This is a genomic window from Microbacterium sp. PMB16 (assembly GCF_051294855.1).
Lineage (GTDB): Bacteria > Actinomycetota > Actinomycetes > Actinomycetales > Microbacteriaceae > Microbacterium.
In genome coordinates, this window is sequence record NZ_CP145908.1 from 1,400,175 (window position 1) to 1,426,263 (window position 26,089).

A 26,089-nucleotide genomic window follows, 5' to 3' on the forward strand; every position below is an offset into this window, starting at 1 on the left:
GCGGCCGAGCGCCTTCCTTTCCACGTTTCGAATCATCGAGCTCGCGCTTTTTCGCGCTGCTCCCTCTGAGAGAGGCTCCTCATGCTGCCGTTGAATCTTCGCCGACGTACGCGCATCGGCGCGGCCGGTGTGGCCGCTGCGCTGCTCGCGACGCTGTTTGTCTCCAGCCCCGCGTCTGTGGCGGTCGCCGCGGATGCCCCTGGTCATCTCGTCGAGACCGGCGCCTACCCGGATGGTGCCTCCGTCGGGCCGGCGAATGGGCTGGTTCTCAAGGACGGTAACGGCGGTCTCCGTCTCGTCGAGTGCACGTCGGTGACCAACCCCGTGATCGTGGAACGCACGGTCGACGGTCGCCTGTCGAAGGTGTGCTTCGAGGCGGTGTTCCGTCCGGCGGTCTTGAACCTCGAGATCGAGAGTTCGTTCGGTGTGAAGGCTGGTGCGCAGCCCCTCGAAGTCACGTACTCCGTCGCCGGTGGTCCCGAGCAGGAAGCGACCGTCCAGCCGCTCAAGCGGGGGAGCGTCGACGTCGCCAACACGGGCGAGTCCACGATCGTCGTCCTCGAGGTTCAGGCGGATCCCGCCGTCGACGTCCCCGCGACGACCACCACGCACCCGCGCACGGCGATCGCGAAGATCCGCAGCGGGCTCGGCTCCTGCACGGGAACCCTCGTGGATCGCTCGTGGGTCCTCAGCGCAGCGTCCTGCTTCGCCACGGACCCGGCCACGGTCGACGCCGGCGCCCCGGCGGCACCGGCCCGGGTCCTGTTCGGCCCGGATGTTGCGAACGACAGGACCGCCAGCGGCACGGGAGCACTCGGCATCGCCGTGTCCCACGTCGAACCCGCCGGTGCCGGTAAGGATGCCGTCCTCGTGAAGCTCGCGACCCCGGTCGACGACATCACCCCGCTCCCTCTCGCGACCACGGCTCCGACAGTGGGTCAAGATGTCGCGTTCACCGGCTTCGGCCGCACGAACAACGTCTGGGTGCCGCTCGCTTCACACACGAACACGTACCCGGTCACGGCGGTCGCCGCGGCGAACCTCACCGCGTCGGCATCCGCTGCTGCTCTCTGCGTCGGCGATGGCGGTGCCCCTGGCATCCGCACCATCGATGGCGCGAAGAAGATCGTCGCTGTGGCCTCGCAGTCGTCGCAGGCCGGATGCTACGGCTCCGGCATCCCCGCCGGCACGGCATCCGTCACCTCCACCAGGGCCGACGTCCTCGCCCCGTGGGTCGCGACCACCATCCGCAACGGCCTCGACTCGATCGCAGTGCCCGCGGCGGTTCAGGCGTTCGCGCAGCAGATCATCGACAGCGGCCGCGTGACCGCGGCGCCGGCGATCATGACACAGCTCCAGGCCTACGCGGCGGGCCGAGTGCGAGGCAACGTCGTCGACAACCAGGTCCGGAACTGCACCATCGATCCGGTCCTCCTGGAGGCGCTGAAGAAGGTTGTCGTCGACCAGTCCTTCTCGATCACGATCACGGCACTCAACGAGTACTGCATCACTCCGGGCGCTGCGGGAACGAGCTACCACGCACGAAACGGCGGCGGATACGCGGTCGACATCAGCGTCGTCAACGGCGTCGCCTCGACAGGCAACACCGCCCAGGACCAGGCTCTGCGCACCGCGATGCTCGCCGCCTTGCCCGCACCCGCCGGAATCGGCCAGCTCAACTGCCGCCCGCGCGTGGCCGTACCCGCGGGATGGTCTCAGTTCGACGACGTGTGCACGCACAATCACTTCGAATACCGAGGCACAATCGCCGCGGCAGCACCGGCGACGAAACCCTCGTTCGACGTGAGCGGCGACGGCAAGGCCGATGTCCTGTCGGTCTCGGCATCGAACCACCAGCTGTATCTCTACCTCGGAAACGGGGCTGGCGGCTGGCAGCAGCAGTCGACGGGGAGCGCCGGCTGGGAGGGCGCCACGGCGATCGTGCACGGCGACTACAACTCCGACGGCAAGGGCGACATCGTCTCGACCTGGACCGACGGGACCGTCTGGCTCTTCGAGGGGAATGGGGCGAACGGATTCATCAACAAGTCCCTCATCGGATCGGGCTGGCCGGCGACGGCGCTTCTCACCGGAGGCGTTGACTTCAATGGCGACAACCACGCCGACCTCATCGGCCGCGGAACGAACGGGAACATCTTCCTCTACGCGGGGACGGGCGCCGGAAGCTTCCTGGCCGGTGTGCACTTCAACGCCGGGTGGGGGCACATGACCGCGCTTCTCGCGGGTGACTTCACCGGCGACGGCAAGGGCGACCTGGTCGCTCGAGACTCCAACGGTCTGCTCTGGCAGTTCCCCGGGAACGGCACCAACCTGACGGCGCCTACGCAGGTCGGCAGCGGCTGGAACATGATGTCCGTGATCACCGGCGGTGTCGACTACAACAGCGACAACAAGGCCGACATCCTCGCGCGATCGACGGCCGGCGAGTTCTGGGTCTATTCCGGCACCGGGACCGGATTCACCGGCCCGACGAACCTCAACTCCGGCTGGAACGCGCTCCGCTTGCTGAGCTGAGCACCACGTTCCTTCCTCCACACACCATCACCTGATCGCCCCCGAACAGCGCATCTTGAAAGGCACTCCTGTGTTCTCGTTGAAATCCCGCCGTCGCGCCCGCGCGGTCGCCGCCGGTATCGCGGCCGTGCTCGTGTCGACGGTGTTGGTCACCGTCCCGGTCACCTCCGCGGCCGCGGCTGATGCGCCCGGCTACCTCGTCGAGACGGGGGCGTATCCGGATGGTGCGTCGGTGGGTCCGGCGAACGGCCTCGTGTTGACGGACGGCAACGGCGGGCTGCGTCTCGTCGAGTGCGGTTCGGTGACCAACCCGGTGATCGTGGAGCGCACGGTCGATGGCCGCCTGTCGAAGGTGTGCTTCGAGGCGGTGTTCCGTCCCGCGGTGTTGAACCTCGAGATCGAGAGTTCGTTCGGTGTGAAGGCTGGTGCGCAGCCCCTCGAAGTCACGTACTCCGTCGCCGGTGGTCCCGAGCAGGAAGCGACCGTCCAGCCTCTCAAGCGCGGCAGTGTCGACGTCGCCAACACGGGCGAGTCGACCATCGTGGTCCTGGAAGTTCAAGCAGACCCCGCTGTCGATGTCCCCGCGACGACCACCACGCATCCCCGCACGGCGATCGCGAAGATCCGCACCGGGCTCGGCTCGTGCACCGGAACCCTCGTGGATCGTCTCTGGGTTCTCACGGCGGCGAGCTGTTTCGCGGCTGACCCCGCATCTCTCACCGCAGGTGCCCCGGCCGCTCCGGCCCGTGTCCTGTTCGGCCCGGATGCCGCGAACGACAAGACCGCCAGCGGCACCGGCTCTCTCGGCGTGAAGATCACCCAGCTTCAGCCGGGCGCTGGCAAGGACGCCGTGCTCGCGAAGCTCGCGACCCCGGTCGACGACATCACCCCGCTCCCGCTCGCGACGACCGCTCCGACGGTGGGCCAGGATGTCGCGTTCACCGGTTTCGGCCGTACCAACAACGTGTGGGTGCCGCTCGCCTCGCGCACGAACACCTACCCGGTCACGGCGGTCGCCGCGGCGAATCTCACCGCGTCGGCATCCGCTGCTGCTCTCTGCGTCGGCGATGGCGGTGCCCCTGGCATCCGCACCATCGACGGCGCGAAGAAGATCGTCGCTGTGGCCTCGCAGTCGTCGCAGGCCGGATGCTACGGCTCCGGCATCCCCGCCGGCACGGCATCCGTCACCTCCACGCGCGCCGACGTCCTCGCCCCGTGGGTCGCGACCACGATCGAGAACGGGCGCAAGCTGCCCGGGATCGCCGCGGGACAGGTTCTCGAAATCGAAAGCGTCGGTCGAGCGGGCGCCTGCATCTCGACGAAGGACCGCAGCTCCGCAGCGGGTCCGGTGATCGTGCCCGTGGGCTGTGCCGAGATCTGGCAGATGCGCCGCTGGGAGCTGGTGGAGGTCACCCCGACCGTCTTCGCCCTGCGCAGCTACGGATACCGCGCGATGTGCGCGGCCAGCGCGGACACCGCAGGGACCAGCGTCGTGCAGGCCGCCTGCGCACCGACCGACGCGAAGCAGCAGTGGACGTTCCGCGAAGAGGTGGGCGGCAAGCCCAGCATCGTCAACATCGCCTCGGGGAAGAGCCTCGCCGCACCCACCGCCACGACGTTGACGCTCAAAGCAGACACGGGCGCCGCCGCCGAGCGGTGGACCTATCGGAACGTCACCAAGGCCCGATACGACATCGCGCCGCTGGGCAGCTACGTCTCGCTCCGCACCGCGGTCGGCGGCAAGTCGCTGTCAGTCGCCTCTGCGATGGGCACCGCAGCGGTGACCGTCGTCACGGCGACTTCTCCTCTCGCCGCCCGACAGGCATCGACCTTCCGCGTGGTGAAGGGCCTGGCGAATGCCGAGTGCTACAGCCTGGAGTCGGTGGCATTCCCCGGCCGCTACCTCGACTTCCCCGCGACGACCGACGGCGGCAGCCGGTTGGTTCTCGCAGCTGCCTCGGCGGCGAGTGCGACGCCCAAGGCGACCTGGTGCGCCGAGGAAGCCGCGCACGGGACGGGATTCTCCTTCTCCGCCGCGAACAACTCGTGGCGCCTGTTGCGCGCTCACGCGAACGGGTCCGTGTACGCGGGAGCCTCCTGGTATGCGGGAGTGCCGAACGCCGATGACACCGTGAACTACGTGCAGGACACCGCGTGGCTCGTCGGCGAGCCATGGGCCGCGCCCGCTCTCGCCGATGGACAGGTGCTCGAGATCGAGAGCGCCGGCCAGCCTGGCGCTTGCCTCTCAACCCGCAACCGCAGCGCAAGCGCCGGGTCGGTTCTCGCGCCTGAGGGCTGCACGGCCCTCTGGCAGATGCGCCGATGGGAACTCGTCGAGGTCGCCGCGAACCAGTTCGCGATGCGCAACGACGTCACGCGCACCATGTGCATCGGAAGTGCGGATGCCGCGGGCAGCGCAGCCGTCCAGGTCGCGTGCGACCTCGCCGACTCGCGCCAGCGCTGGACGTTCGTCGGGCAGTCCAACGGCGCGTTCGCGATCAAGAACGTCGCATCGAACAAGGTGCTGTCCGCGCCGACATCGACGACCATCGGTCTCGCGTCGGCGTCAACGGCCGTCGACCAGCAGTGGAGGTATCGCAATGTCACGAAGATGCGGTACGACGCGGCCGTCGTCGGCAACCTCGTCTCGCTGCGCACCGCTGTCGGAGGCAAGTCGCTCGTCGCTTCAGGCACTGCGCAGGCCACCGTCGCGGCGATCTCGGAGACCTCGCCGATCGCCTCGCGGCGAGACGCGACCTTCAAGGTGGTCCAGGGGCTGTCGGATCCCGGATGCTTCAGCTTCGAGTCGCTCTCGTCCCCCGGGCAGTACCTCGACCTGACCGTCGCCGCAGCCGCCATCCGACTCTCGACGGCGACCACGACCGAGAAGAAGATGTCCTCGACCTGGTGCGCGCAGGAGGCCGTCCACGGAGTCGGCGTGAGCTTCGTCGGAGGGAACAACTCCTGGCGCGCTCTCCGCAGCTACAAGAACGGTTTCGTCTACGCCGGCGCGAGCTGGAACGCCGGTGCTCCGGAAGCCGACGACACCGTCGGCTACATCCCGGACACGGCGTGGACCGTCGGCGCCCCCTGGGTGACAGCGCCCTGACCCTCTGCAGCCGCACACCCTCTTCACCAGACCACCGGCCCCGCCGGCGCATGAAAGGCATTCCATGTTCTCGTTGAAATCTCGCCGTCGGGCGCGTCTCGGTGCCGCCGGCACTGCGGCGGCGCTGGTGACGACGTTGCTCGTCGGCCTCCCGGTCACCTCTGCGGTGGCCGCGGATGCCCCTGGTCATCTTGTGGAGACAGGGGCGTATCCGGATGGTGCGTCGGTGGGTCCGGCGAATGGGCTGGTGTTGACGGATGGCAACGGTGGGCTGCGGCTGGTCGAGTGCGGTTCGGTGACCAACCCCGTGATCGTGGAACGCACGGTCGACGGTCGCCTGTCGAAGGTGTGCTTCGAGGCGGTGTTCCGTCCGGCCGTGTTGAACCTCGAGATCGAGAGTTCGTTCGGTGTGAAGGCTGGTTCGCAGCCCCTTGAGGTCACGTACTCGGTGGCCGGTGGGCCGGAGCAGGAGGCGACGGTTCAGCCTCTCAAGCGCGGCAGTGTCGACGTCGCGAACACGGGCGAGTCGACCATCGTGGTCCTGGAAGTTCAAGCAGACCCCGCTGTCGATGTCCCCGCGACGACCACCACGCACCCTCGCACGGCGATCGCGAAGATCCGCAGCGGGCTCGGCTCCTGCACCGGAACCCTCGTGGATCGCTCGTGGGTCCTCACCGCAGCATCCTGCTTCGCCACGGACCCTGCATCTCTCACCGCGGGCGCCCCGGCCGCTCCGGCGCGGGTGCTGTTCGGTCCGGATGTCGCCAACGACAAGACGGCCAGCGGCACCGGTGCCCTGGGTGCGAAGATCACCCAGCTGCAGCCCGCGGGTGGAGGCAAGGACGCGGTCCTGGCCAAGCTCGAGAGTCCGGTCGATGACATCACGCCGATCCGCCTCGCGACGACCGCTCCGACGGTCGGTCAGGATGTCGCGTTCACCGGTTTCGGCCGCACCAACAACGTGTGGGTGCCCCTCGCCGCCCACACGAACACGTACCCGGTCACGGCGGTCGCCGCGGCGAACCTCACTGCCTCGGCATCCGCCGCGTCTCTTTGCGTCGGCGATGGCGGTGCCCCCGGCATCCGCACCATCGACGGCGCGGCGACCGTGGTCGCCATCGCATCGCGTGCATCGCAGGCCGGATGCTACGGCTCCGGCATCCCCGCCGGCACGGCATCCGTCACCTCCACGCGAGCCGACGTCATCGCGGGATGGGTCGCAGCGACCATCCAGAAGGCCCTCGACACGACTGCGGTCACCGCTGGCGAGAAGGCGCTCGCACAGCAGATCATCGACTCCGGCCGCGTGAGCGGTACGGAGGCGCTCGCGCAGATCCAGGCGTATGCGAACGGCTTCAAGCGCGGTCACCTGATCGGCGGTCAGGTGCGAGATTGCACGATCGATCCCGTGATCCTCGAGGCGCTGAAGAAGGTCGTCGTCGACCAGGGCTTCGCGATCACGATCGCCGCGCTGAATGAGAGCTGCACCACGGCGACGCCCTCCGGCACGAGCTATCACGCCAAGAACGGCGGCGGACACGCGGTCGACATCAGCGTCGTGAACGGCGTCGCATCGACCGGCAACACGACGGAAGACCAGGCCCTCACGGCCGCGATGTTCACCGCGCTGCCGGCACCTGCCGCCGTCGGCCAGCTCACCTGCCGACCCGCCCTCACCGTGCCGAACGGGTGGGCGCAGACTGAAGAGGCCTGCACGCACAACCACTTCGAGTACCACGGCGCACCGCTCACCCCGACGAAGCCCTCGTTCGACCTCAACAGCGACGGCAAGGCCGACGTCTTCGGGATCACCACCTCGAACGGGCTCAACATCTACCACGGCAACGGCAACGGCGGATGGGCGACCCAGACCGCGGTCAGCGCCGGGTGGAGTGCGGCCAAGGCCCTCATCCACGGCGACTACAACGGCGACGGCAAGGGCGACATGATGGTCGTGAACACCGACGGCACCCTCTGGTACCACCAGGGTGATGGTGCCCTGGGCTTCCCGACGAAGGCCCTCGTCGCCCGCGGCTGGGACGCGAAGGCGCTCATCACCGGTGGCGTCGACTTCAACGGTGACAAGCGTGCGGATCTCGTGGCTCGCGAAACCGATGGGAACCTCTACGCCTACCCCGGCAACGGGAACGGGACCTTCGGGGCCGCTGTCAGGATCGGCAATGCATGGAACGCGATATCGAAGGTCCTCGCGGGCGACTTCACCGGTGACGGCAAGGGTGACATCCTCGCGACGACGACCACGGGAGATCTTCGCATCTACCAAGGCACCAACGCGACTCTGACGCCCGGAGTCAAGGTCGGCAACAACTGGAACGGCATCAGCGCGATCACCGGCGGCGTCGACTACGGCACCGACGGGAAGGCCGACCTCTTCGGTCGGGTCAGCGATGGTGGCCTGATTCTCTACCCGGGTCTTGGTGCGACCGGTTTCGGTGCCACATCCAGGGTCGGCAACGGCTGGAACTCGCTCCGCCTGTTCAGCTGAACCAGCACCGAATCTCGCAGAACGACACGAACTTCGCAGCGTCCGCCGATGCGGCCTGCGAAGTTCGTGCTGTTCTGCGAAGCCTGCGCTGTGCGGGGAGGCCACGGAGTTGTCCTGCGAAGTATCCGGATGCCGTGCGCTCGTCGGTAACGTGGCATGGAGCAGAAGAGGATGGGGAACGATGTCGTACGACCTCGACGTGTACGGAAAACTCTCGCTGACGACGCGAGAACTGGCGAAGGTCGTGTCGGCGGATCGGGGCCTGACAGCTGAGGTCGATCGACGGTCGAAGACGATCTCATCGATCGTGCACAAGCGGACCGGTGCGGCGGCATTCGAGCTCGACGGACCGGAGCGGCTGGAATCGGAGGACATCCCGGAGGGGTGGACCGAGGTCGCGGGCGCGACGGTGCTGTACAGCATCCATGTCTCATACGACGTGCAGACCGGATCCAGCGGGTTCTCGGCGACCGCCGAGGAGCCGAATCTGGCGGCTGCGACCGCGTTCGCGGTACGCCTGGCCGAGCGCGTCGACGGCACAGTCATCGACCTGCAGACATACGAGCCGCCCGAGGCGGCAGCAGTTCCGGCGCCGGCACCGGAAGTCGAGAAGAAGCGGTACCTGCATCTGCACTGGTACCGCCTGCGGCAGGATGATTCGAACGACCTCGCGGCGATCTACCTCCGCACCGCCAGAGAGTTCTTCAAGCCCGGAGTGCCGTCGCGGTTCGGGACGTATGAACCATTCCAAGGAAAGTTCCCCCGAGACGACGACTCTGCATTCGACGCGATGTACCGAGAGGAATGCTCTGTCGGAAGCTTCGTTCTCAACGGCATGCCGATCGAGCACGGAGCCATCGAGGGCTGGTCGAACGACCTATACGGGCGAATTCAGTCAGTCTCGCTCACCTACGAGCTCGATCGGCTCGGGAAGCTCAAGGCAGTGGACGCCCTCGAACCGTTCTTCGTCACGCTCGCAGAGCGGCTCAGTTGTTTTTTCGCGTTCGCGGAAGTCAACACGAACTGGTACCGAACGGCCCGAACTTACATGGATCGTGGACTCCGGGATCCGTGGAGCGGTCTCCCGACGGCACCGCAATGGCTGACCTGGTTCGAACCGGAGTATGCCGAGCTCGTCGCACCGCATCTCGACCCCGCCCGGATGACGGCGAACGAGCGGGGAACCCTCCACCGCTGGACAGAGCATCCGGCCGGAGTCGAAGAACTCCTCCGGCTCAGTGGCGACCCCTGGATCCCCGCGGAGTTCCGTGGAGTGCTCGACCCCGACGACGGTCGGTGCACGGAAGCCGCGGCTGTGATGCCCGCTTCACTCCGCTACCCCGCGCCCGACTCGCCGCAGGCCCTTCGTATCGAAGCGCACTATGCGCGGATGCGGGAGATCGAGGCCAATGCGCGCCAGCGTGCGGTCGAGGGGCGCCGAAGATGACACCCGGCGAGCTCTTCGGGACACTGAGCTCGACCACGGTCTCGCGCACTGCGGCCCGAAATCGCAGAACGACACGAACGTCGCAGACTTCCCGGGGTATCCCTGCGAAGCACGTGTCGTTCTGCGAAGTTTCGACCCCGACGGTGACGGGATCCACACCCCGAAACGGCCCGGAAATCCCCTCCCGATAGGATGGGACCGCCCGAAGAGGGCCAGCTCATCAGCCGGTGCAAACCCGGCGAAAGCAGGGGGGATACCCATGCCAGGAATCGTGATCGTCGGCGTGCAGTGGGGCGACGAAGGAAAGGGCAAGGCCACCGATCTTCTCGGTGAACGTACCGACTGGGTGGTGAAGTTCAACGGCGGCAACAACGCCGGACACACCGTGGTCGTCGGCGACGAGAAGTACGCGCTGCACCTGCTGCCCTCCGGCATCCTCTCTCCGGGCGTGACGCCGGTGATCGGCAACGGCGTCGTGGTCGACCTCGAGGTGCTCTTCTTCGAGCTCGAGGCGCTCGCCGCCCGTGGCATCGACATCTCCCGACTCAAGGTGAGCGCGAACGCGCACATCATCACGCAGTACCACCGCACGCTCGACAAGGTCACCGAGCGCTTCCTCGGCAAGCGGATGATCGGCACGACCGGCCGCGGTATCGGCCCGGCCTACGCCGACAAGATCAACCGCGTCGGCATCCGCGTGCAGGACATCTTCGACGAGAACATCCTGCGCCAGAAGGTCGAGGGCGCCCTCGACCACAAGAACCACCTGCTGGTGAAGATCTTCAACCGCCGCGCGATCACCGCCGACGAGGTCGTCGAAGACCTGTTGTCGTACGCCGACCGGCTGCGCCCCATGGTCGCCGACACCGGCTACCTGATCGCCGAGGCGCTCGAGCGCAACGAGGTCGTCGTCTTCGAGGGCGGTCAGGCCACGATGCTCGACATCGATCACGGCACCTACCCGTTCGTGACCTCGTCGTCCGCTACTGCCGGCGGCGCCTCGACCGGCTCCGGCGTCGGTCCTGGTGCGCTCGACCGCATCGTCGGCATCGTCAAGGCGTACACGACGCGCGTCGGCTCGGGTCCCTTCCCGACCGAGCTGTTCGACGAGCAGGGCGAGTGGCTGCGCAAGCAGGGCTTCGAGTTCGGCACGACGACCGGTCGTCCGCGCCGCGTGGGCTGGTACGACGCGCCCATCACCCGTTACGCCACCCGCATCAACGGCATCACCGACCTGGTGCTCACAAAGCTCGACATCCTCACCGGACTCGAGCAGGTGCCGGTCTGCGTCGCCTACGACGTCGACGGCGAGCGATTCGACGAGGTGCCGGTCAATCAGACCGACTTCCATCACGCGAAGCCGATCCTCGAGTACTTCCCCGGCTGGAGCGAAGACATCTCGACGGCGCGCACGTTCGAAGACCTGCCGCAGAACGCGCAGGACTACGTGCTGGCGCTCGAGAAGATGAGCCACACCCGGATCTCGGTGATCGGCGTCGGCCCCGAGCGCGACCAGGTCATCGTCCGCCACGACCTCGTCGACTGAGCGGGCGCCGCGCGTGACACGGTTCTGGCTCGGGGGCTACGGCTCCGCCATGGAGGGACAGGCCGACGGCATCGGCCTGCTCGCCGGCGACGAGGGCCGTGAGGCCAGCACCCTCGCGTACCGCGGCGCGGTCACCGAGACGCCTTCGCCGTCGTGGCTGGCGCAGCATCCGTCCCTCGACGTCGTCTACGCGGCGCTCGAAGGGGATGCCGCGGTGCAGGCGTTCGCGCGCACCGGTGAGTCGTCGCTCTCTCCGCTCGGCGACCCGGTCGCGGTGGGCCAGTACGTGTGTCACGTCGCCGTCGCCCCGAACGGCTCGGCGCTGATCGCGAGCTGCTACGGCGACGGACGCGTGGTGCGCATCGGCCTCGATGCGGAGGGCCGCCTCGTGCCGGCGGAGACGAAGGCGGATGCTGCGGCGGCGCTCCGCGCTGCCCTGTTCGGCGACGCGGATCCGGATGCCCCGGCCGCGACCCCCGCGGGCGATGGCATCGCAGCATCCGACCCGCACGATGCCGGAGGCGACCGCGTCTCGCACGCGCACGCCGCCGCCTTCCTGCCGGACGGCCGCATCGCGACCACCGACCTCGGGTTCGACCTGGTGCGGTTCTGGCGCGTCGGCTCGGCAGACGCGGGACTGATCCTCGACCACGAGGTCGTGCTCCCGCTCGGCACCGGCCCGCGCCACATGGTCGTGCACCCGAGCGGGCACCTGCACGTGGTGACCGAGTACTCGTGCGAGGTGTTCACGCTCGCCGCGGCCGCTGACGGCACCTGGAGCGTCGTGTCATCGACCCTGTCGAGCCCGATCGCGCAGGTCGGCTTCGACTTCCCCGCCGAGCTCGCACGTACCCGCGATGGGCAGTTCCTCTACACCGCGCTCCGCGGCAGCAACACGATCGCGGCCCTCCGCGTCCGTGGCGGGGGCGAGGCCCTCGAGTCGGTCGCGCTCGCCGACTCGGGAGTCGACTGGCCGCGTCACCATCTCGTCCACGAGGGCAAGCTCCTCGTCGCCGGTCAGCGCTCCGACACGATCACGCTGCTCGACCTGGACGAACGCACGGGCGCGCCGCTCGGCATCCGTCATGAGGCGCAGGTTCCGACCCCGACGAACTTCCTGCCCGTGCGCGGAGCCTGAGCCGCGTCAGCCGTCGGCGGGGATGCCCTTCGCGAGCCAGCGGATCGGGCCCGCGCCCTTGCGCCCGAGAACATCCTCGGGGTTCTGTAACGCGCAGGAGGTGAGGCTCAGGCACCCGCATCCGATGCATCCGTCGAGGTCGCCGCGGAGGTGCTGGAGCTGGCTGATGCGTGCGTCCAGTTCGTCGCGCCAGCGCTGCGACAGGCGCGCCCAGTCCTGCTTCGTGGGCGTGCGACCTTCCGGAAGCGACTCGAGGGCTGTGCGGATGTCTTTGAGCGGGATGCCGACACGCTGCGACACCCGGATGAACGCGACGCGGCGCAGGGTCGTCCGGTCGTATCGCCGCTGATTGCCCGACGTCCGCTCGGACACGATGAGCCCGTTGCGCTCATAGAAATGGAGGGCGGATGCCGCGACACCGCTGCGGCGGGAGACCTCGCCGACCGTGAGGCGACGGTCCTTGTCGCCGTCCAACTGGGGCATATCGCGTGCCTCTCATCCACTCCGCTTGACCTCAACCTTAGTTGAAGTCCTAGCGTCGTGATCATGACAACGGAAACCACAGCGGCCGCGATGCCGGATGCCGCCCCGCCGCGCATCCTGGGCGGCGAATACCTCTGGATCACCATCGGTGCGTGCGCGCTCGTGTTCCTGGGAGCCTTCGAGTCCCTCGCCGTGACGACGGTGATGCCGACGGTCAGCGCCGACCTCGATGGGGAGCGGCTCTACGCGCTCGCCTTCGCGGGGCCGCTGGCGACCAGCGTGATCGGCATGGTGATCGCCGGGAACTGGGCGGACCGCCGCGGACCGGTGGCGCCGCTGTACACGTCGGTCGTGATGTTCGTCGTCGGACTGCTCATCGCCGGGTTCGCACCGAGCATGGAGATCCTCGTGGCCGGCCGCTTCGCCCAGGGACTCGGCAGCGGAGCCCTCACGGTCGCGCTGTACGTGGTGGTCGCGCGGGTCTACCCGCAGGCGCTGCATCCCGCGATCTTCGCCGGCTTCGCCGCCGCCTGGGTGATCCCCTCCCTGATCGGACCAACGGTCGCCGGAGCGGTGACCGAACTCTGGAGCTGGCACTGGGTCTTCCTCGGCGTGGTCATCCTCGTGCTCGTGGCGCTGCTGATGGTCATCCCCGCCCTCCGCGGACTCGCGAACGACGGAGACGCGTCGGTGCCCTGGGCCTTCGGTCGGCTCGGCTGGTCGGTGCTCGCTGCCGTCGCGGTGCTCGCCCTGAACCTGGTCGGCGATATCCCCGCGGTCGGGCCGGTGCTCGCCGGTGTCGCGATCGTGATCGCCCTCGTGGCGGTCCGGCCGCTCGTTCCGCGGGGAACCCTGCGTGCGCGCCGAGGTCTGCCCTCGGTGATCCTGGTTCGCGGGCTCGCCGCCGCCGCATTCTTCGGCGCGCAGGTCTACCTGCCGTACCTGCTCACCGATCGTTACGACCTCTCGCCGACGCTCGCAGGGCTGTCCTTGACCGGAGGAGCGCTCGCCTGGTCCGCCGCCGCGACGGTGCAGGGGCGGATGGGCGTCCGGCTCTCCAGCATCACCGCCGTGCGGGCGGGCACCGTCCTCGTACTGACCGGCATCCTGCTGACCGTCGCGACCGCAGGTTTCCGATGGGATGCCGCGTTCGTCGCCGTCGCCTGGGTCGTCGCCGGTGTCGGCATGGGGCTGATGAGTCCGCGTTCGAGCGCTCTGACGCTCGCGCTGTCGACTCCGGAGAACCAGGGGTTCAACAGCGGTGCCATGACCGTCGCCGACTCGTTCGGCAGCGCGCTGGCGCTGGCCGTGACGGGGTCGCTGTTCACGGCACTGGTCGCGGTCGCCGACCCGTTCACGGGCGTGTTCATCCTGGCGGGTGTGATCGCGGCGGCTGCCGCAGTGCTCGCGCCACGGATGCGGACGGATGCCGGCCGCGCGGCGACTGATCAGGAGGCGGGCGCATGAGTATCGACGACCTGAGGGAGAGGACCATGCGGGCCATCGTGCACCGCGAATTCGGGGCGTCGGACGTGTTGAGAGTGGAGGAGGTGCCGCTGCCGGAACCGGGTGAGGGGCTCGTCCGCGTGCGAGTCGCCGCGGCCGGCGTGCACGCGGTCGACACCGACATCCGTCGCGGAGGCGGACCGCCGTCGATGCCGAAGCCGGTGCTGCCGATGACTCCAGGACGCGAGGTGGCCGGCATCGTCGACGCGGTCGGGTCGGGCGTGAACGAGTCGGTCCTCGGCGCGCGGGTCGTCGCGCATGTGGGCTTCCGCAGCGGTGGGTACGCGGAGTTCGCCCTGGCGCCCGTCGAGGCGCTGCATCCGGTCCCCGCCGAAGTGACTCTCCCGCAGGCGGTCGCGGCGATCGGCACGGGCCGCACGGCGCAGCTCGTGCTCGAGTCGGTGGAGATCCGACCCGACGACGTCGTCATCATCCCCGGCGCATCCGGCGGACTCGGAAGCCAGCTCGTCCAGCTCGCCCTGTCGATCGGGGCCACGGTCGTCGGCCTCCACGGCGGCGAGACGAAGCGCGCCGTGGTCGAGCAGCTCGGGGTCGGCGCGAGGCGTGCCGGTGGGCGGCTCATCGCTTTGGACGCGAACGACGACACGTGGCCGGTGCGGTTGGCCGGGCTCCTCGATGGGGTGCAGCCGTCCGTGCTCATCGACGGTGTCGGCGGGCCGACGGGCAGGGCGGCGGTGGAGACGCTCGGGCGCGGTGCCCGCGTCGTGATCATCGGGTGGTCGAGCGGGGAGGTCGTCCGGCTCGACTCGGCCGACATCGTCGAACGATCGCTCACGGTCGCCGTGCCGTTGGGGCGGCCGATCGCGGAACTGCGGACGCTCGAGACACGAGCGCTCGCCGCCGTGGCCGAGGGGCGGGTGAGTCCGCCCGTCGACGAATACCGGCTGGAGGATGCTGCGGCCGCACACGACGCCATCGAGCAGCGCCGGCAACGGGGGAAGGTCGTGCTGATTCCGTAGGACACCTGATTTGCGTCGATGAGTGCGGTGTCGCTACTGTGCTGAACAGTGTTCAGGTGAACACCGTTCAGGAAGGACTCCGATGACCACCTCGCCCCGTGAGACCAGTGCGACCCTCGGCAGGGTGGCCGTCTTCGCCGCCCTCATCATCGTGCTCGGCACCGTCGTCGTCCCGCTGCCGGGAGGCGTGCCGATCACGGCGCAGACCCTCGGCGTCATGCTGGCAGGGCTCGTGCTCGGCCCCCGGGTCGCGCCGTGGGCGATCGTGCTGGTGCTCGCGCTCGCGGCCATCGGGCTTCCCGTGCTCGCGGGCGGACGCGGCGGCCTCGGCGTCTTCGTCGGTCCGACCGTGGGCTACATGCTCGGCTGGATCGCCGGAGTCATCGTGATCGGCCTCATCATGCGCACCGGCCGCGTCACCTGGTGGCGCGCGGCGGTGGCATCCCTCATCGGCGGTGTGCTGGTGGTCTACGCCTTCGGCATCCCGGTGCAGGCGCTCGTGACGGGCGTGCCCCTCGGGCTCACCGCGCTGTCCAGCACCGCGTTCCTCCCCGGCGATCTGATCAAGGTGGCGGTGGCGACGCTCGTCGTCGTGGCGCTGCAGCGCGCCTACCCGCGGGCGTTCTCGGCGCGGCGCGAGGTGCGGGAGCCGGTCACGGCCTGACTCGGTCGAGGTTCGACCTGCGGCCGGTCTGCGGTATTCAGCAAGAATCTCCGATTTCGGGGCGGATTCCGGGCGGCAGACCCGGTTCTGACGAGGATTGGAGGAGTTGTGCACGCGCCGGCGGGGAACAACTCACCCGTGACTCGACGTTGCTCTTGAGCGAGACTGGGCGACGGAGAGGTGCGACATGGCTGCTGCCGAGAAGACCGACGAATACGACCTGATCGTCCTGGGCGGAGGTGCCGTCGGCGAGAACGTCGCGGACCGTGCCGTGCAGGGCGGCCTCACCGCGATCATCGTGGAGAGCGAGCTGGTCGGCGGCGAGTGCTCCTACTGGGCGTGCATGCCGTCGAAGGCACTGCTCCGTCCGGCGCAGGCGCTGCGCGCCGCGCAGCACGTGGGTGGAGCATCGCAGGCCGTGACCGGAAAGCTCGACGTGCGGGCCGTGTTCGACCGCCGCGACTCGTTCACGAGCAACTGGTCGGACGACGGTCAGGTCAAGTGGCTCGACTCGGCCGGCATCGACCTGGCCCGCGGATTCGGCCGCATCACGGGTGAGCGCGAGGTCACCGTGACGGAGGCCGACGGCGGCACCCGCGTGCTCCGCGCCCGCCATGCCGTCGCGATCAGCACCGGATCGGAAGCGGTCATCCCGCCCATCGACGGACTGCGTGACGCGGCGCCCTGGACCAGCCGCGAGGCGACGAGCGCGGAGGAGCTGCCCGACAGCCTGGCCGTGATCGGCGGCGGCGTCGTCGCCGTGGAGATGGCGACCGTCTACGCATCGCTCGGGTCGACCGTGACGCTCATCGCGCGCGGCGAGCTGTTGTCCACGATGGAGCCGTTCGCCGGCGAGAGAGTGGCGGCCGGGCTGAAGGAGCTCGGAGTCGACGTGCGCACGTCGACCGGCACGACGTCCGTGCACCGCGGCGACGGTGGCGTGACGATCACCCTCGAGGGCGGGGAGGAGATCGTCGCGAGCGAGGTGCTGGCGGCGACCGGTCGCTCCCCGCACAACCATGACATCGGCCTGGAGGTCGCAGGTCTCGAGCCCGGGAAGTGGATCGAGACGGACGACACGATGCGCGTCCCCGGCTCGGACTGGCTGTACGCGGTGGGCGATGTCACCGGCCGCGTGCTCCTCACGCATCAGGGCAAGTACCAGGCGCGAGCAGCCGGCGACGTGATCGCCGCGCGGGCGAAGGGTGACGACGTCGACGACGCTCCCTGGGGGCGGCACGTCGCCACGGCGGACCACGCCGCCGTGCCGCAGGTCACGTTCTCATTCCCCGAAGTGGCGTCGGTCGGACTCACCGAGGCGGTCGCACGCGAGGCCGGCCACGAGGTCGAGGTCGTCGACTACGACCTCGGCTGGGTGGCCGGGGCGAGCGTCTACGAAGACGGCTTCGAGGGCCAGGCGCGGCTCGTGATCGACACCGCGCGCGACGTCGTGATCGGCGCCACGTTCGTCGGGCCCGAGGTCGCCGAGCTCGTGCAGGCCGCGACGTTCGCGATCGTGGGCGAGGTGCCGATCACGCGCCTCTGGCACGCTGTTCCCGCCTACCCGACGATCAGCGAAGTCTGGCTCCGGCTGCTGGAGGGCTACGGTCGCGACTCGGCATGATCGCCGCGACCGAGCACGGCGGGTGCACCCGCAATCCGCTCGCCGCTCGGCACCGAACAGGACAGGGATTGTTTCTCACATTGACGGCCCGCTGCGCAACCCCGCCCCGGATGTCCCAGCCGTCTTATACGCTCGAACCCACATCCGAGGAGGCAGGACCATGAAGGCTGTACTCGCAGGAAGCGTCATCGCCGAGGCCGACGAGAGCGAACTCGTCCGCATCGAGGGCAACTGGTACTTCCCTCCGGCATCCGTCGCGCCGGGCGCGCTCGTCGAGAGCCCCACTCCGTACACATGTCCGTGGAAGGGCGCCGCTCAATACTTCTCCGTGCAGGCGGGAGACGAACTCCACACCGACTACGCCTGGTCGTACCCGACGCCCTACCCGTCCGCGTTCGACCGCGTCGGCACGGACTTCTCCGGCTACGTCGCCTTCGACCCCCGCGTGCAGATCAGCGCATGACGTCCGTATGCCGGAGCCGAGGCGCTGATGCGCGCCTCGTCGATCGACCGACTGGAAAGTGACCCATGATCGAGTTCCGTAACGTCACCAAGCAGTTCCCCGACGGCACCACGGCCGTCAACGACTTCAGCCTGATTCTGCCGTCGCGCAAGACCACGGTGTTCGTCGGCTCCTCCGGATGCGGCAAGACCACTCTGCTGCGCATGATCAACCGCATGGTCGAACCGACCTCGGGAGACATCGAGATCGACGGCGAGAACGTGCTGGTCGGTGATCCGGTGCAGCTGCGCCGTCGCATCGGCTACGTCATGCAGAACTCCGGTCTCATGCCGCACTTCAGCGTGATCGACAACGTCGCCACCGTGCTGCGGCTCACGGGCGTGAAGAAGCCCGAGGCGCACAAGCGGGCCCGCACCCTGCTCGACACCGTCGGGCTCGACCAGGCGCTCGCCGAGCGCTACCCGAGCCAGCTCTCCGGTGGTCAGCAGCAGCGCGTGGGCGTGGCCCGCGGTCTCGCTGCCGACCCGAACATCCTGCTCATGGACGAGCCGTTCGGCGCCGTCGACCCCATCGTCCGGGCCGATCTGCAGCAGGAGACACTGCGACTGCAGCACGAGCTCGACAAGACGGTCGTGTTCGTCACGCACGACATCGACGAGGCGTTCCTGCTCGGCGACCAGGTCGTCATCCTCGACAAGGGTGCGCGCATCGTGCAAGTGGGCAGCCCGAGCGAGATCATCGAGAACCCGGCCGACGACTTCGTCGCCGCGTTCATCGGCGCCGATCGCGGCCGCCGGGCGCTGCACCTCAAGGAGACGCCGAACGGCACCGTCGTCGTCGACTCCGAGGGGCGCACGCAGGGAGCGATCATCGCCGAGCCCGAAAAGCAGGACGGCCTGACGTGAACTGGGTCACCGACAATCTCGGACTCATCTTCGAGTTGACGCTGGTCCACCTGCGGCAGAGCATCGTGCCCATCGTGATCGGGTTCGTGTTCTCGCTTCCGCTCGGCTGGGTGGCCTGGCGCTACCGGCTCGTGCGCGGCCCGATCATCGTGCTCACCGGACTGCTCTACACGATCCCGTCGCTCGCGCTCCTGATCCTGCTGCCCGCGACGCTCGGCTACTCCGCCATCAGCGAGACCAACCTCGTGATCGCGCTCACGATCTACGCCGTCGCGATCCTGGTGCGCTCCGTCGCCGATGGTCTCGACTCCGTCGACGAGGGCGTTCGGCAGGCGGCCACCGCGACGGGCTTCGCGCCGTTCCGCCGCTTCTGGGCGGTCGAGTTCCCGTTGGCGGGTCCGGTGATCCTCGCCGGGCTTCGCGTTGCGGCGGTCAGCACCATCTCGCTCGCGACCGTCGGCATCCTGATCGGTGTCACCAACCTCGGCTACCTCTTCACCAACGGCCTCGAGCGCCGCATCATCGCCGAGGTGCTCGCCGGCGTCGTCGCGGTCGTCGTGATCGCGCTCGTGATCGACCTGCTCCTGCTGCTGATCGGACGCGCGCTGATGCCGTGGACGACCGCCACCAGTCGCGTCGCCGCCGGTCGCGCCGTTCCCGTGAGGGCGGCCGCATGAACCTCTTCGCCGACGCCATCGCCTGGATGCTCGCCCCGAAGCAGTGGCAGGGCAACTACGCCCTGCCCGTGCTGCTCGGCCAACACCTCACGCTCACGGCGATCTCGGTCCTCATCGCCGCGGCGATCGCCCTGCCTCTCGGCTGGCTCATCGGCCACACCGGGCGCGGACGCGAGATCGCCGTGGCCGTCTCCGGCGCGGCGCGTGCCATCCCCGCCTTCGGTCTCATGGTGCTCCTCGTCCTGCTGCTCGGCGTTCTCCGGGTGCCCGAGGCGGCCATCATCACGTTCGTCCTGCTCGCCATCCCGTCTCTGCTCGCCGGCGCCTACACCGGCCTCGAGGCCATCGACCGGCGGGTGATCGACTCCGCCCGAGCCATGGGCATGACCGAATGGCAGATCTTCTGGAAGGTCGAGGTCCCCCTCGGTCTGCCGCTGCTGGTCGGCGGCATCCGCTCTGCCCTGCTGCAGGTCATCGCGACCGTCACGATCGCGGCCTACGTGAATCTCGGCGGCCTCGGGTATCCGATCATCCAGGGCATTCCGCTGCGACGCTTCGACCAGGTGCTCGGCGGTGCACTCATCGTTGCCGTCCTGGCGCTGGTCGTCGACCTGCTGCTCGCGGCGGCGCAGCACGCCGCCGTCCCGCGTGGACTGCGCACCGGCCGACAGGTGCGGCGCCGCACGCGGCCGCTCGCCCCGGCGGCCGAGCCGTCGACCGCCACGGCCTGAATCCATCGTTCCACCCCGCACTCACAGCACTCAGCACGTCCCAGAGAAGAGGAAGTCCATGTTCACAGCACGAGGCAAGCGCTCCGTCCTCGCCGTCGGCCTGGTGGCCGCGGCCGCACTGGCCCTGACCGCCTGCGGCGGCAACCCGCTCGAAGAGCCGTCCGACGCCGATTCCGGTTCGGGCAGCTCCGACAAGATCGTCGTCGGCTCGCAGGGGTACTACTCCAACGAGATCATCGCCGAGATCTACGCCCAGGCCCTCGAGGGCGCCGGGTTCGACGTCGAGAAGAAGCTCAACATCGGTCAGCGCGACGCGTACATGCCCGAGGTCGAGTCCGGCGCGATCAATGTCTTCCCCGAGTACACCGGCAGCCTGCTGGAGTACCTCTCCGACGACGAGGTCGACGTGACCAGCCCGGAAGACGTCTACACGGCTCTGCAGGACGTCCTGCCCGACAGCCTGACGGCTCTTGACTACGCCGAGGCGACGGATCAGGACACCTACACGGTGCTCAAGAGCTTCGCGGAGGAGCACGACCTGAAGACGATCGAGGACCTCAAGAACGTCCCGACCGAGGTGACCATCGGCGCCCCGCCGGAGTTCGAGGAGCGGCCCTACAACCCGGCAGCCGCCAAGGAGGTCTACGGTGTCGACCTGAAGTTCTCGGCGACCGGCCCGACCACGCTCGAGTCGCTGCTCGCCGGCACCATCCAGGTGGCCGACATCTACACCTCCGAGCCGGCCTTCCAGACGGAGGACATCGTCGCGCTGGAAGACCCGAAGAACCTGATCATCTCGTCGAACGTCGTGCCGATCGTCTCGAGCGACATCGCTGACGACGTCTCCGACGTGCTCAACGCGATCAGCGAGAAGCTCACCGCCGAAGAGCTCGTGTCGCTCAACGTGCTGAGCGCCGTCGACGAGCAGTCGTCGGCCGACATCGCGAAGAAGTGGCTGGCAGACAACGACCTCGTCTGAGTCGTCGTTCTGAAAGGAGTGCCCGGGCCCGATGGGTCCGGGCACTTCTGCATTCCGGGGGCCGCAGATTCGACCCGTTCGAGGCATTGACGTCGTCGTCGACGTCTTCTACGCTGGCCTCTACAGTTAGTTCGTTCGCTCAACTAACTAAATTGACGGCCAACACGACGGAGTGTCTCATGTCCCTGCACCGCCATTCGCGCACGAAACGCGGAGCCCTGTTCGTCATCGCAGCCGCGCTCGGTCTCGGCGCCGTCCTCGTCCCCGCTGAGGGCCACGCCGCGGAAGGAAACGCAGCCCCGACGGTCATCCCCGCTCTGAAGACCTGGGACGGCGGTGACGGGAACTTCACGCTGACCGCGAGCGCCCGGATCGTCGCCGATGCTCAGCTGACGGACGTCGCACAGCGTCTGGCTACCGACCTGCAGGAGACCGCGGGGGTGGAGCTCGAGATCGTGGCTGGTTCGCCCCGAGCGGGTGACGTCGTCCTCGATCTCGACGACGGCCTGAGCAATGCGGCGGGCGGTGACCGCTTCGACGAGGAGGGATACGAACTCCTGGTCACCGATCGCGTGGAGATCAGTGCGCCGAGCTCGACGGGCGTGTTCTACGGAACCCGCTCCGTGCTGCAGATCCTCGCCGGGTCGGACTCACGCGTCACGCTTCCGCAGGGTGAATCGGCCGACTGGCCCGACTCGGAGGTCCGTGGATTCATGCTCGACGTGGGGCGGCGGTTCTTCACAGCCGACTTCGTGCGCGACTACATCTCGATGATGAGCTGGTACAAGCTCAACAACTTCCAGATCCATCTCAACGACAACCAGATCGGCAAGCCTGCGACCGGCTGGCAAGACGGCTACGCCGGGTTCCGGCTCAAGTCCGACAACCCCGATTACGCCGGCCTCGCCTCTGCCGATGGCGCCTACACCCGCGCCGACTGGCAGGGCTTCGAGGATGTCGCGGCCGATCACCACGTGCAGATCATCCCGGAGATCGACGTACCGGCACACTCCCTGGCCTTCATCCAGTGGAAGCCGGAGCTCGGCCTCCACGACGGTGATTCCGATCACCTCGATCTCACGAAGCCGGAGACCACCGAGGTCATCAAGGGCGTCTTCGACGAGTTCGTGCCGTGGTTCGCCGGCAGCGACGTGCACTACGGGGCGGACGAGTATCCCCGCGAGTACAAAGACGAGTACCGCACGTTCTTCAATGACATGGCCGCCCATGTGCGCAGCCTCGGCAAGCAGCCCCGCGCCTGGGGCAGCATGAGCGTGATGCACGGCAACGCCGACGGCTACGACCGCGACGTGATCATCAACACCTGGAACGACGGCTGGTACGGGATGAAGTCGGCGGTGGCCGACGGCTATCCGTTCATCAACACGAACGACGGCAATCTCTATGTCGTACCGTTTGCGGACTATTACCACGGCAACGGCCTGAACAACGCGCGCCTCTACGCCTCTTGGAAGCCGAACCGGCTGGACAACGTCGACACGGTGGCGGCTGACGCCCCGATGGGTGCAATGTTCGCCGTGTGGAACGATCTGGTCGACCGCGACTACTCGGAACTCGACGTGCACGGGCTCGTTCGGGACTCATTCGCTGTCATCGCACAGAAGACCTGGGCGACGAGCGACCCGACGCTCTCCTACGCAGCCTTCGCGGCCCAGATGCAGAAGATCGGGAGGGGCCCCGGTCTCACCGTGATCGAGCAGGGAGGGGCTGCTGAGGCCGGAGAGCTGTCGTTCCGTGCTCCCGTGACGGCTTCGTCGACAGCATCCGGAAGCGACCCGGCGTTCCTCACCGATGGCCGCAACCTCACCCGCTGGATGACGACGGAAGCCACCGCCGACTTCCGCATCGACCTCGCGACACCGAAGCAGGTGGGGCGTCTGGAGATCGACTGGGCCGGTGACGCACCGGACAGCTACCAGGTGGTCACGTCCGTCGACGGAGTGTTCTGGCAGTACGCCGCGAGGGATGTCCCCGGTGACGCCTCGAGCATCGACCTTCGAGGTGTCGACGCCCGCTTCGTCGAGGCTCGCGGAATCCGCGAATCCGAGTCCGGATCCGGCATCTCAGCCTGGAGCGCCAGGGTCTACCCGCCGAACGCGCTCACGGCTTCCGCGACCGCCACATCCTCCGGCGATGAGGATGCCGCGTTCCCGGCTTCCAACGCAGTCGACGGCAACCCCGCGACCCGCTGGTCGGCGTCGTACGTCGCCAACCCGTGGATCACGATCGACCTCGGCGAATCGACCGACTTCGACACGATCGACATCCTGTGGGAGAAGGCCGCCGCGAGCGGTTACACCGTCGAACTCAGCCAGGACGGTGCGCAATGGCGCACGGTCGCCTCTCTGAGCGGCAAGCCGACTCCCGCGGGTCCGTCGCGGGCCGACACGGTCACCTTCCCCTCAGAGCGCGCCCGATACGCGAAGATCACCGTCACGGGGAAGAACCTCACGCCGTACCTCTCGATCATCGACGTCTCGATTCCTCCGCACGCCGGAGCCTCGGCGGAGATCGTCGGGAGTACCACGGCGGCACCGGCGGCTGACGGCGTCTACAGCGGAGCCGTACCGGTGAAACTGCTGGCGCGGGGTCTCTCCGGCGACGTCGGCGACATCGAGTATCGCGTGGGCTCCGCGGACTGGGGCCCTGCGCCGAATCGGGCGAGATCGAGCTGGTCGGCGAGGGCGCGACCGCGCTCGAGTATCGGGCCACAGTCGGCGATACCGCCGTCGAGGGCTATGCCTCGCTCACGATCGACAGCGTCGGTCCCGCGACGCAGATCGCCCTGACACCGGAGGGCGGAGCAGGAACGCCGGATGAGCCCGTTGTCGCGACCATCACCGCTGTCGACGGTCTGAGCGACGTGTCTCTGATCGAGTACCGGCTCGACGGCGGGGAATGGGCCGCCCTCGATTCTGGCGGGAAGGTGACGATCGGGGACCTCGGTTCCCACGAGCTGGAGGCCAGAGGAACAGACAGCCGGGGCAACGTCGGCGAGTCCGTCACCGCCGATGCGGAGGTCTCCTGGGTGACCGCCGCGGTGCTCGTGAATGGCAAGCCCGCATCGGTGCTGAAGCCCGGGCAGGAGTTCACTGTCGCCGTCCAGGGCGCGGAACCCGGATCGGACGCGATCGTCGAGTTGCATTCGGACCCGGTGCGGCTCGGAGCGATCGCCATCGCGGCGAGCGGCTCCGGTGAGCTCGCGGCCCGCGTCCCCACCTCGTTCGCGGGCGGAGGGGCGCACGAGATCGTCGTCACCGCCGTCGACGCCCGCGGGGTGGAGCGGATCGTGCGCGTGCCCGTGACGATCAGGGCCGTGGATGCGGGGCCGGCGGGGATGGCCTCGCGAACACAGGCCTCGACGGGTCGACTGCGCTGTTGGCGGGCATGGCGGCTCTGGTGCTCCTGATCGGCGGAGGCGCGCTCGCCCGACACCGACGACGCAGCTGATCCGACGGATCCGGGCCTTCTCACTTCGGCATCCGCCGATCATGAGGAGGCTCGGACGCGTCCGTCGGAGGGCTAGACCCGAGCATCCTGCCGCGGCACGAGCACCTGTTTGATGATGATGAGGATGGATGCCGCGACCGGCACCGCCACGAGGGCGCCGAGCAGGCCGAGCAGGGTGCCGCCGGCGAGCGCGCCGATGACCACCAGTGAGCCGGGGATGGCGATGGCCCTGTTCATCACGCGAGGGGTGATCACGTACGCCTCGATCTGCATGTAGATCAGGTAGACGATCGCGAAGATCAGGGCGCCCACCGGGTTCGTGAACAGGGCGATGCCGGTGCCGATGATCCAGAACAGCACCGATCCCACGAGCGGGATCAGCGTGATGCAGAACGCGATCGTCGCCATCAGCGGCGGGAATGGCAGGCCGAGGAACAGGTAGAGCAGGAAAGCGAGCAGCGCGTTGCAGAACGCGAGCACCACCATCCCCATCACGTACCCGCCGACCGAGTCGGTGATCTGATCGGTGATGTCACCCGCGCGGGCGCGATCGCGGGCCGGCGCGAGGCGCAGCAGCCCCTGCTTCATCGACGGCAGGGTGGCGAGGAAGTAGAGCGTGAGCACGAGCACGATGATCGCGCCGGAGACGCCGGTCGCGATCGACGCGCCGACCTGCAGGGCGCCGCCGCCGATCGTGGCGATGTTGCCGAAGTCGGAGAGGAACTTCTGCACCTCCGACACCAGGTCCTGGAACTGTTCGCCGAACTGCTGGTTCAGTGTCGCGTAGAGGTCGGTGCGGGTGAACTCCTTGATCATCCCCGGCACCGAGCTCACGAAGCTCGAGATCTGCTCGATGACGATCGGGATCACCGTCCAGAGGATCAGAGCGACCGCGACGATGAGCCCGAGGATCACGGAGACGACCGAGAGCGCGCGGGAGAGGCCGCGGCGCTCGAGGAAGCGCACCGCGGGATCGAGGCCGAGAGCGGCGAACAGCGCGAGCGCGATGTAGATGAGCACGGTCGAGAGGCTGTTCAGCGCGAACCCGAGCACCAGTGCGCCGAGTCCGCCGAGCGTGACCAGGAATCCGAACACGAACGGCCGGTCGATGCGGGTCCAGAAGGAGCGGCTCGGTGTCATCGGCTCGACGACCACAGTCCTCGGCATCGGCGCGGTCACGACAGACGTCACGGTGTGCGCGGGTGCCTCGGCGAGAGACTCATCGGATGCCTCGGCGGGGGTACCGGCCGCGTCGTCGTCGGTGGATGCGGAGGCCGGCGACTCTTCGTTGCTCATGTGCTCACGATAGCGGTGGCGCTCTTCGG

At 68.4% G+C, this 26,089-nt stretch carries 20 protein-coding genes; 18 read left to right on the forward strand and 2 right to left on the reverse strand.

The window, feature by feature from the left end:
* The first annotated feature begins 81 nt into the window (after positions 1 to 81).
* The 6 genes from V5D55_RS06695 to V5D55_RS06720 all read left to right on the forward strand — a co-directional run bounded on the left by V5D55_RS06695 (position 82) and on the right by V5D55_RS06720 (position 12,281).
* On the forward strand, positions 82 to 2,535 hold the full coding sequence (locus V5D55_RS06695) for an FG-GAP-like repeat-containing protein (protein ID WP_435748600.1): 2,454 nt from the start codon (positions 82 to 84) through the stop codon (positions 2,533 to 2,535).
* Between the two features lie 70 nt (positions 2,536 to 2,605).
* Positions 2,606 to 5,644, forward strand: coding sequence for an AbfB domain-containing protein (locus tag V5D55_RS06700; RefSeq protein WP_435748601.1), 3,039 nt, complete (start codon positions 2,606 to 2,608; stop codon positions 5,642 to 5,644).
* A 64-nt stretch (positions 5,645 to 5,708) separates the two neighbouring features.
* Positions 5,709 to 8,150 carry an FG-GAP-like repeat-containing protein gene (locus V5D55_RS06705; RefSeq protein WP_435748602.1) on the forward strand — a complete coding sequence of 814 codons (2,442 nt, stop codon included), beginning with the start codon at positions 5,709 to 5,711 and terminating at the stop codon, positions 8,148 to 8,150.
* A 181-nt stretch (positions 8,151 to 8,331) separates the two neighbouring features.
* Entirely contained in the window at positions 8,332 to 9,597 is a 1,266-nt protein-coding gene (locus V5D55_RS06710) for a hypothetical protein (RefSeq protein WP_435748603.1), read from the forward strand.
* A 259-nt stretch (positions 9,598 to 9,856) separates the two neighbouring features.
* Entirely contained in the window at positions 9,857 to 11,143 is a 1,287-nt protein-coding gene (locus tag V5D55_RS06715) for an adenylosuccinate synthase (protein ID WP_435748604.1), read from the forward strand.
* Positions 11,144 to 11,156: 13 nt separating this feature from the next.
* Positions 11,157 to 12,281 carry a lactonase family protein gene (locus tag V5D55_RS06720; RefSeq protein WP_435748605.1) on the forward strand — a complete coding sequence of 375 codons (1,125 nt, stop codon included), beginning with the start codon at positions 11,157 to 11,159 and terminating at the stop codon, positions 12,279 to 12,281.
* A 6-nt stretch (positions 12,282 to 12,287) separates the two neighbouring features.
* Here the strand turns inward: V5D55_RS06720 and soxR are convergent, their stop codons facing one another.
* Complete coding sequence (soxR, locus tag V5D55_RS06725) at positions 12,288 to 12,764, reverse strand: redox-sensitive transcriptional activator SoxR (protein ID WP_435748606.1); 477 nt, start codon at positions 12,762 to 12,764, stop codon at positions 12,288 to 12,290.
* Between the two features lie 63 nt (positions 12,765 to 12,827).
* On the opposite strand from soxR, the gene V5D55_RS06730 reads away from it, so the two are divergent.
* The 12 genes from V5D55_RS06730 to V5D55_RS06785 all read left to right on the forward strand — a co-directional run bounded on the left by V5D55_RS06730 (position 12,828) and on the right by V5D55_RS06785 (position 24,764).
* The gene (locus V5D55_RS06730) at positions 12,828 to 14,231 is read left to right on the forward strand and encodes an MFS transporter (RefSeq protein ID WP_435748607.1); all 1,404 of its coding nucleotides are present in this window, start codon (positions 12,828 to 12,830) and stop codon (positions 14,229 to 14,231) included.
* Positions 14,228 to 15,250 carry a zinc-binding dehydrogenase gene (locus V5D55_RS06735; protein WP_435748608.1) on the forward strand — a complete coding sequence of 341 codons (1,023 nt, stop codon included), beginning with the start codon at positions 14,228 to 14,230 and terminating at the stop codon, positions 15,248 to 15,250. Before V5D55_RS06730 ends, V5D55_RS06735 begins: the two co-directional genes overlap by 4 nt.
* Positions 15,251 to 15,332: 82 nt before the next feature.
* A complete protein-coding gene (locus V5D55_RS06740; protein ID WP_435748609.1) occupies positions 15,333 to 15,914 on the forward strand; it encodes a biotin transporter BioY in 582 nt (193 codons plus the stop codon).
* 187 nt (positions 15,915 to 16,101) lie between these two features.
* Positions 16,102 to 17,538 carry a dihydrolipoyl dehydrogenase family protein gene (locus tag V5D55_RS06745; RefSeq protein WP_435748611.1) on the forward strand — a complete coding sequence of 479 codons (1,437 nt, stop codon included), beginning with the start codon at positions 16,102 to 16,104 and terminating at the stop codon, positions 17,536 to 17,538.
* Between the two features lie 160 nt (positions 17,539 to 17,698).
* Positions 17,699 to 18,001, forward strand: a complete 303-nt coding sequence (locus V5D55_RS06750) for a DUF427 domain-containing protein (RefSeq protein ID WP_435748612.1) — start codon at positions 17,699 to 17,701, stop codon at positions 17,999 to 18,001.
* Positions 18,002 to 18,066: 65 nt separating this feature from the next.
* Positions 18,067 to 18,906 carry an ABC transporter ATP-binding protein gene (locus tag V5D55_RS06755; RefSeq protein ID WP_435748613.1) on the forward strand — a complete coding sequence of 280 codons (840 nt, stop codon included), beginning with the start codon at positions 18,067 to 18,069 and terminating at the stop codon, positions 18,904 to 18,906.
* Positions 18,903 to 19,583: an ABC transporter permease gene (locus tag V5D55_RS06760; protein WP_435748614.1), complete on the forward strand. Its 681-nt coding sequence runs from the start codon at positions 18,903 to 18,905 to the stop codon at positions 19,581 to 19,583. Before V5D55_RS06755 ends, V5D55_RS06760 begins: the two co-directional genes overlap by 4 nt.
* Entirely contained in the window at positions 19,580 to 20,314 is a 735-nt protein-coding gene (locus V5D55_RS06765) for an ABC transporter permease (protein WP_435748615.1), read from the forward strand. Before V5D55_RS06760 ends, V5D55_RS06765 begins: the two co-directional genes overlap by 4 nt.
* A gap of 58 nt (positions 20,315 to 20,372) precedes the next feature.
* The gene (locus V5D55_RS06770; RefSeq protein ID WP_435748616.1) at positions 20,373 to 21,293 is read left to right on the forward strand and encodes an ABC transporter substrate-binding protein; all 921 of its coding nucleotides are present in this window, start codon (positions 20,373 to 20,375) and stop codon (positions 21,291 to 21,293) included.
* Positions 21,294 to 21,472: 179 nt separating this feature from the next.
* Positions 21,473 to 24,103, forward strand: a complete 2,631-nt coding sequence (locus V5D55_RS06775; protein ID WP_435748617.1) for a family 20 glycosylhydrolase — start codon at positions 21,473 to 21,475, stop codon at positions 24,101 to 24,103.
* Between the two features lie 47 nt (positions 24,104 to 24,150).
* The gene (locus tag V5D55_RS06780) at positions 24,151 to 24,723 is read left to right on the forward strand and encodes an OmpL47-type beta-barrel domain-containing protein (protein ID WP_435749270.1); all 573 of its coding nucleotides are present in this window, start codon (positions 24,151 to 24,153) and stop codon (positions 24,721 to 24,723) included.
* Positions 24,702 to 24,764 carry a hypothetical protein gene (locus V5D55_RS06785; protein ID WP_435749271.1) on the forward strand — a complete coding sequence of 21 codons (63 nt, stop codon included), beginning with the start codon at positions 24,702 to 24,704 and terminating at the stop codon, positions 24,762 to 24,764. Before V5D55_RS06780 ends, V5D55_RS06785 begins: the two co-directional genes overlap by 22 nt.
* A gap of 72 nt (positions 24,765 to 24,836) precedes the next feature.
* Here the strand turns inward: V5D55_RS06785 and V5D55_RS06790 are convergent, their stop codons facing one another.
* Entirely contained in the window at positions 24,837 to 26,060 is a 1,224-nt protein-coding gene (locus V5D55_RS06790; protein ID WP_435748618.1) for an AI-2E family transporter, read from the reverse strand.
* Positions 26,061 to 26,089 lie beyond the last annotated feature (29 nt).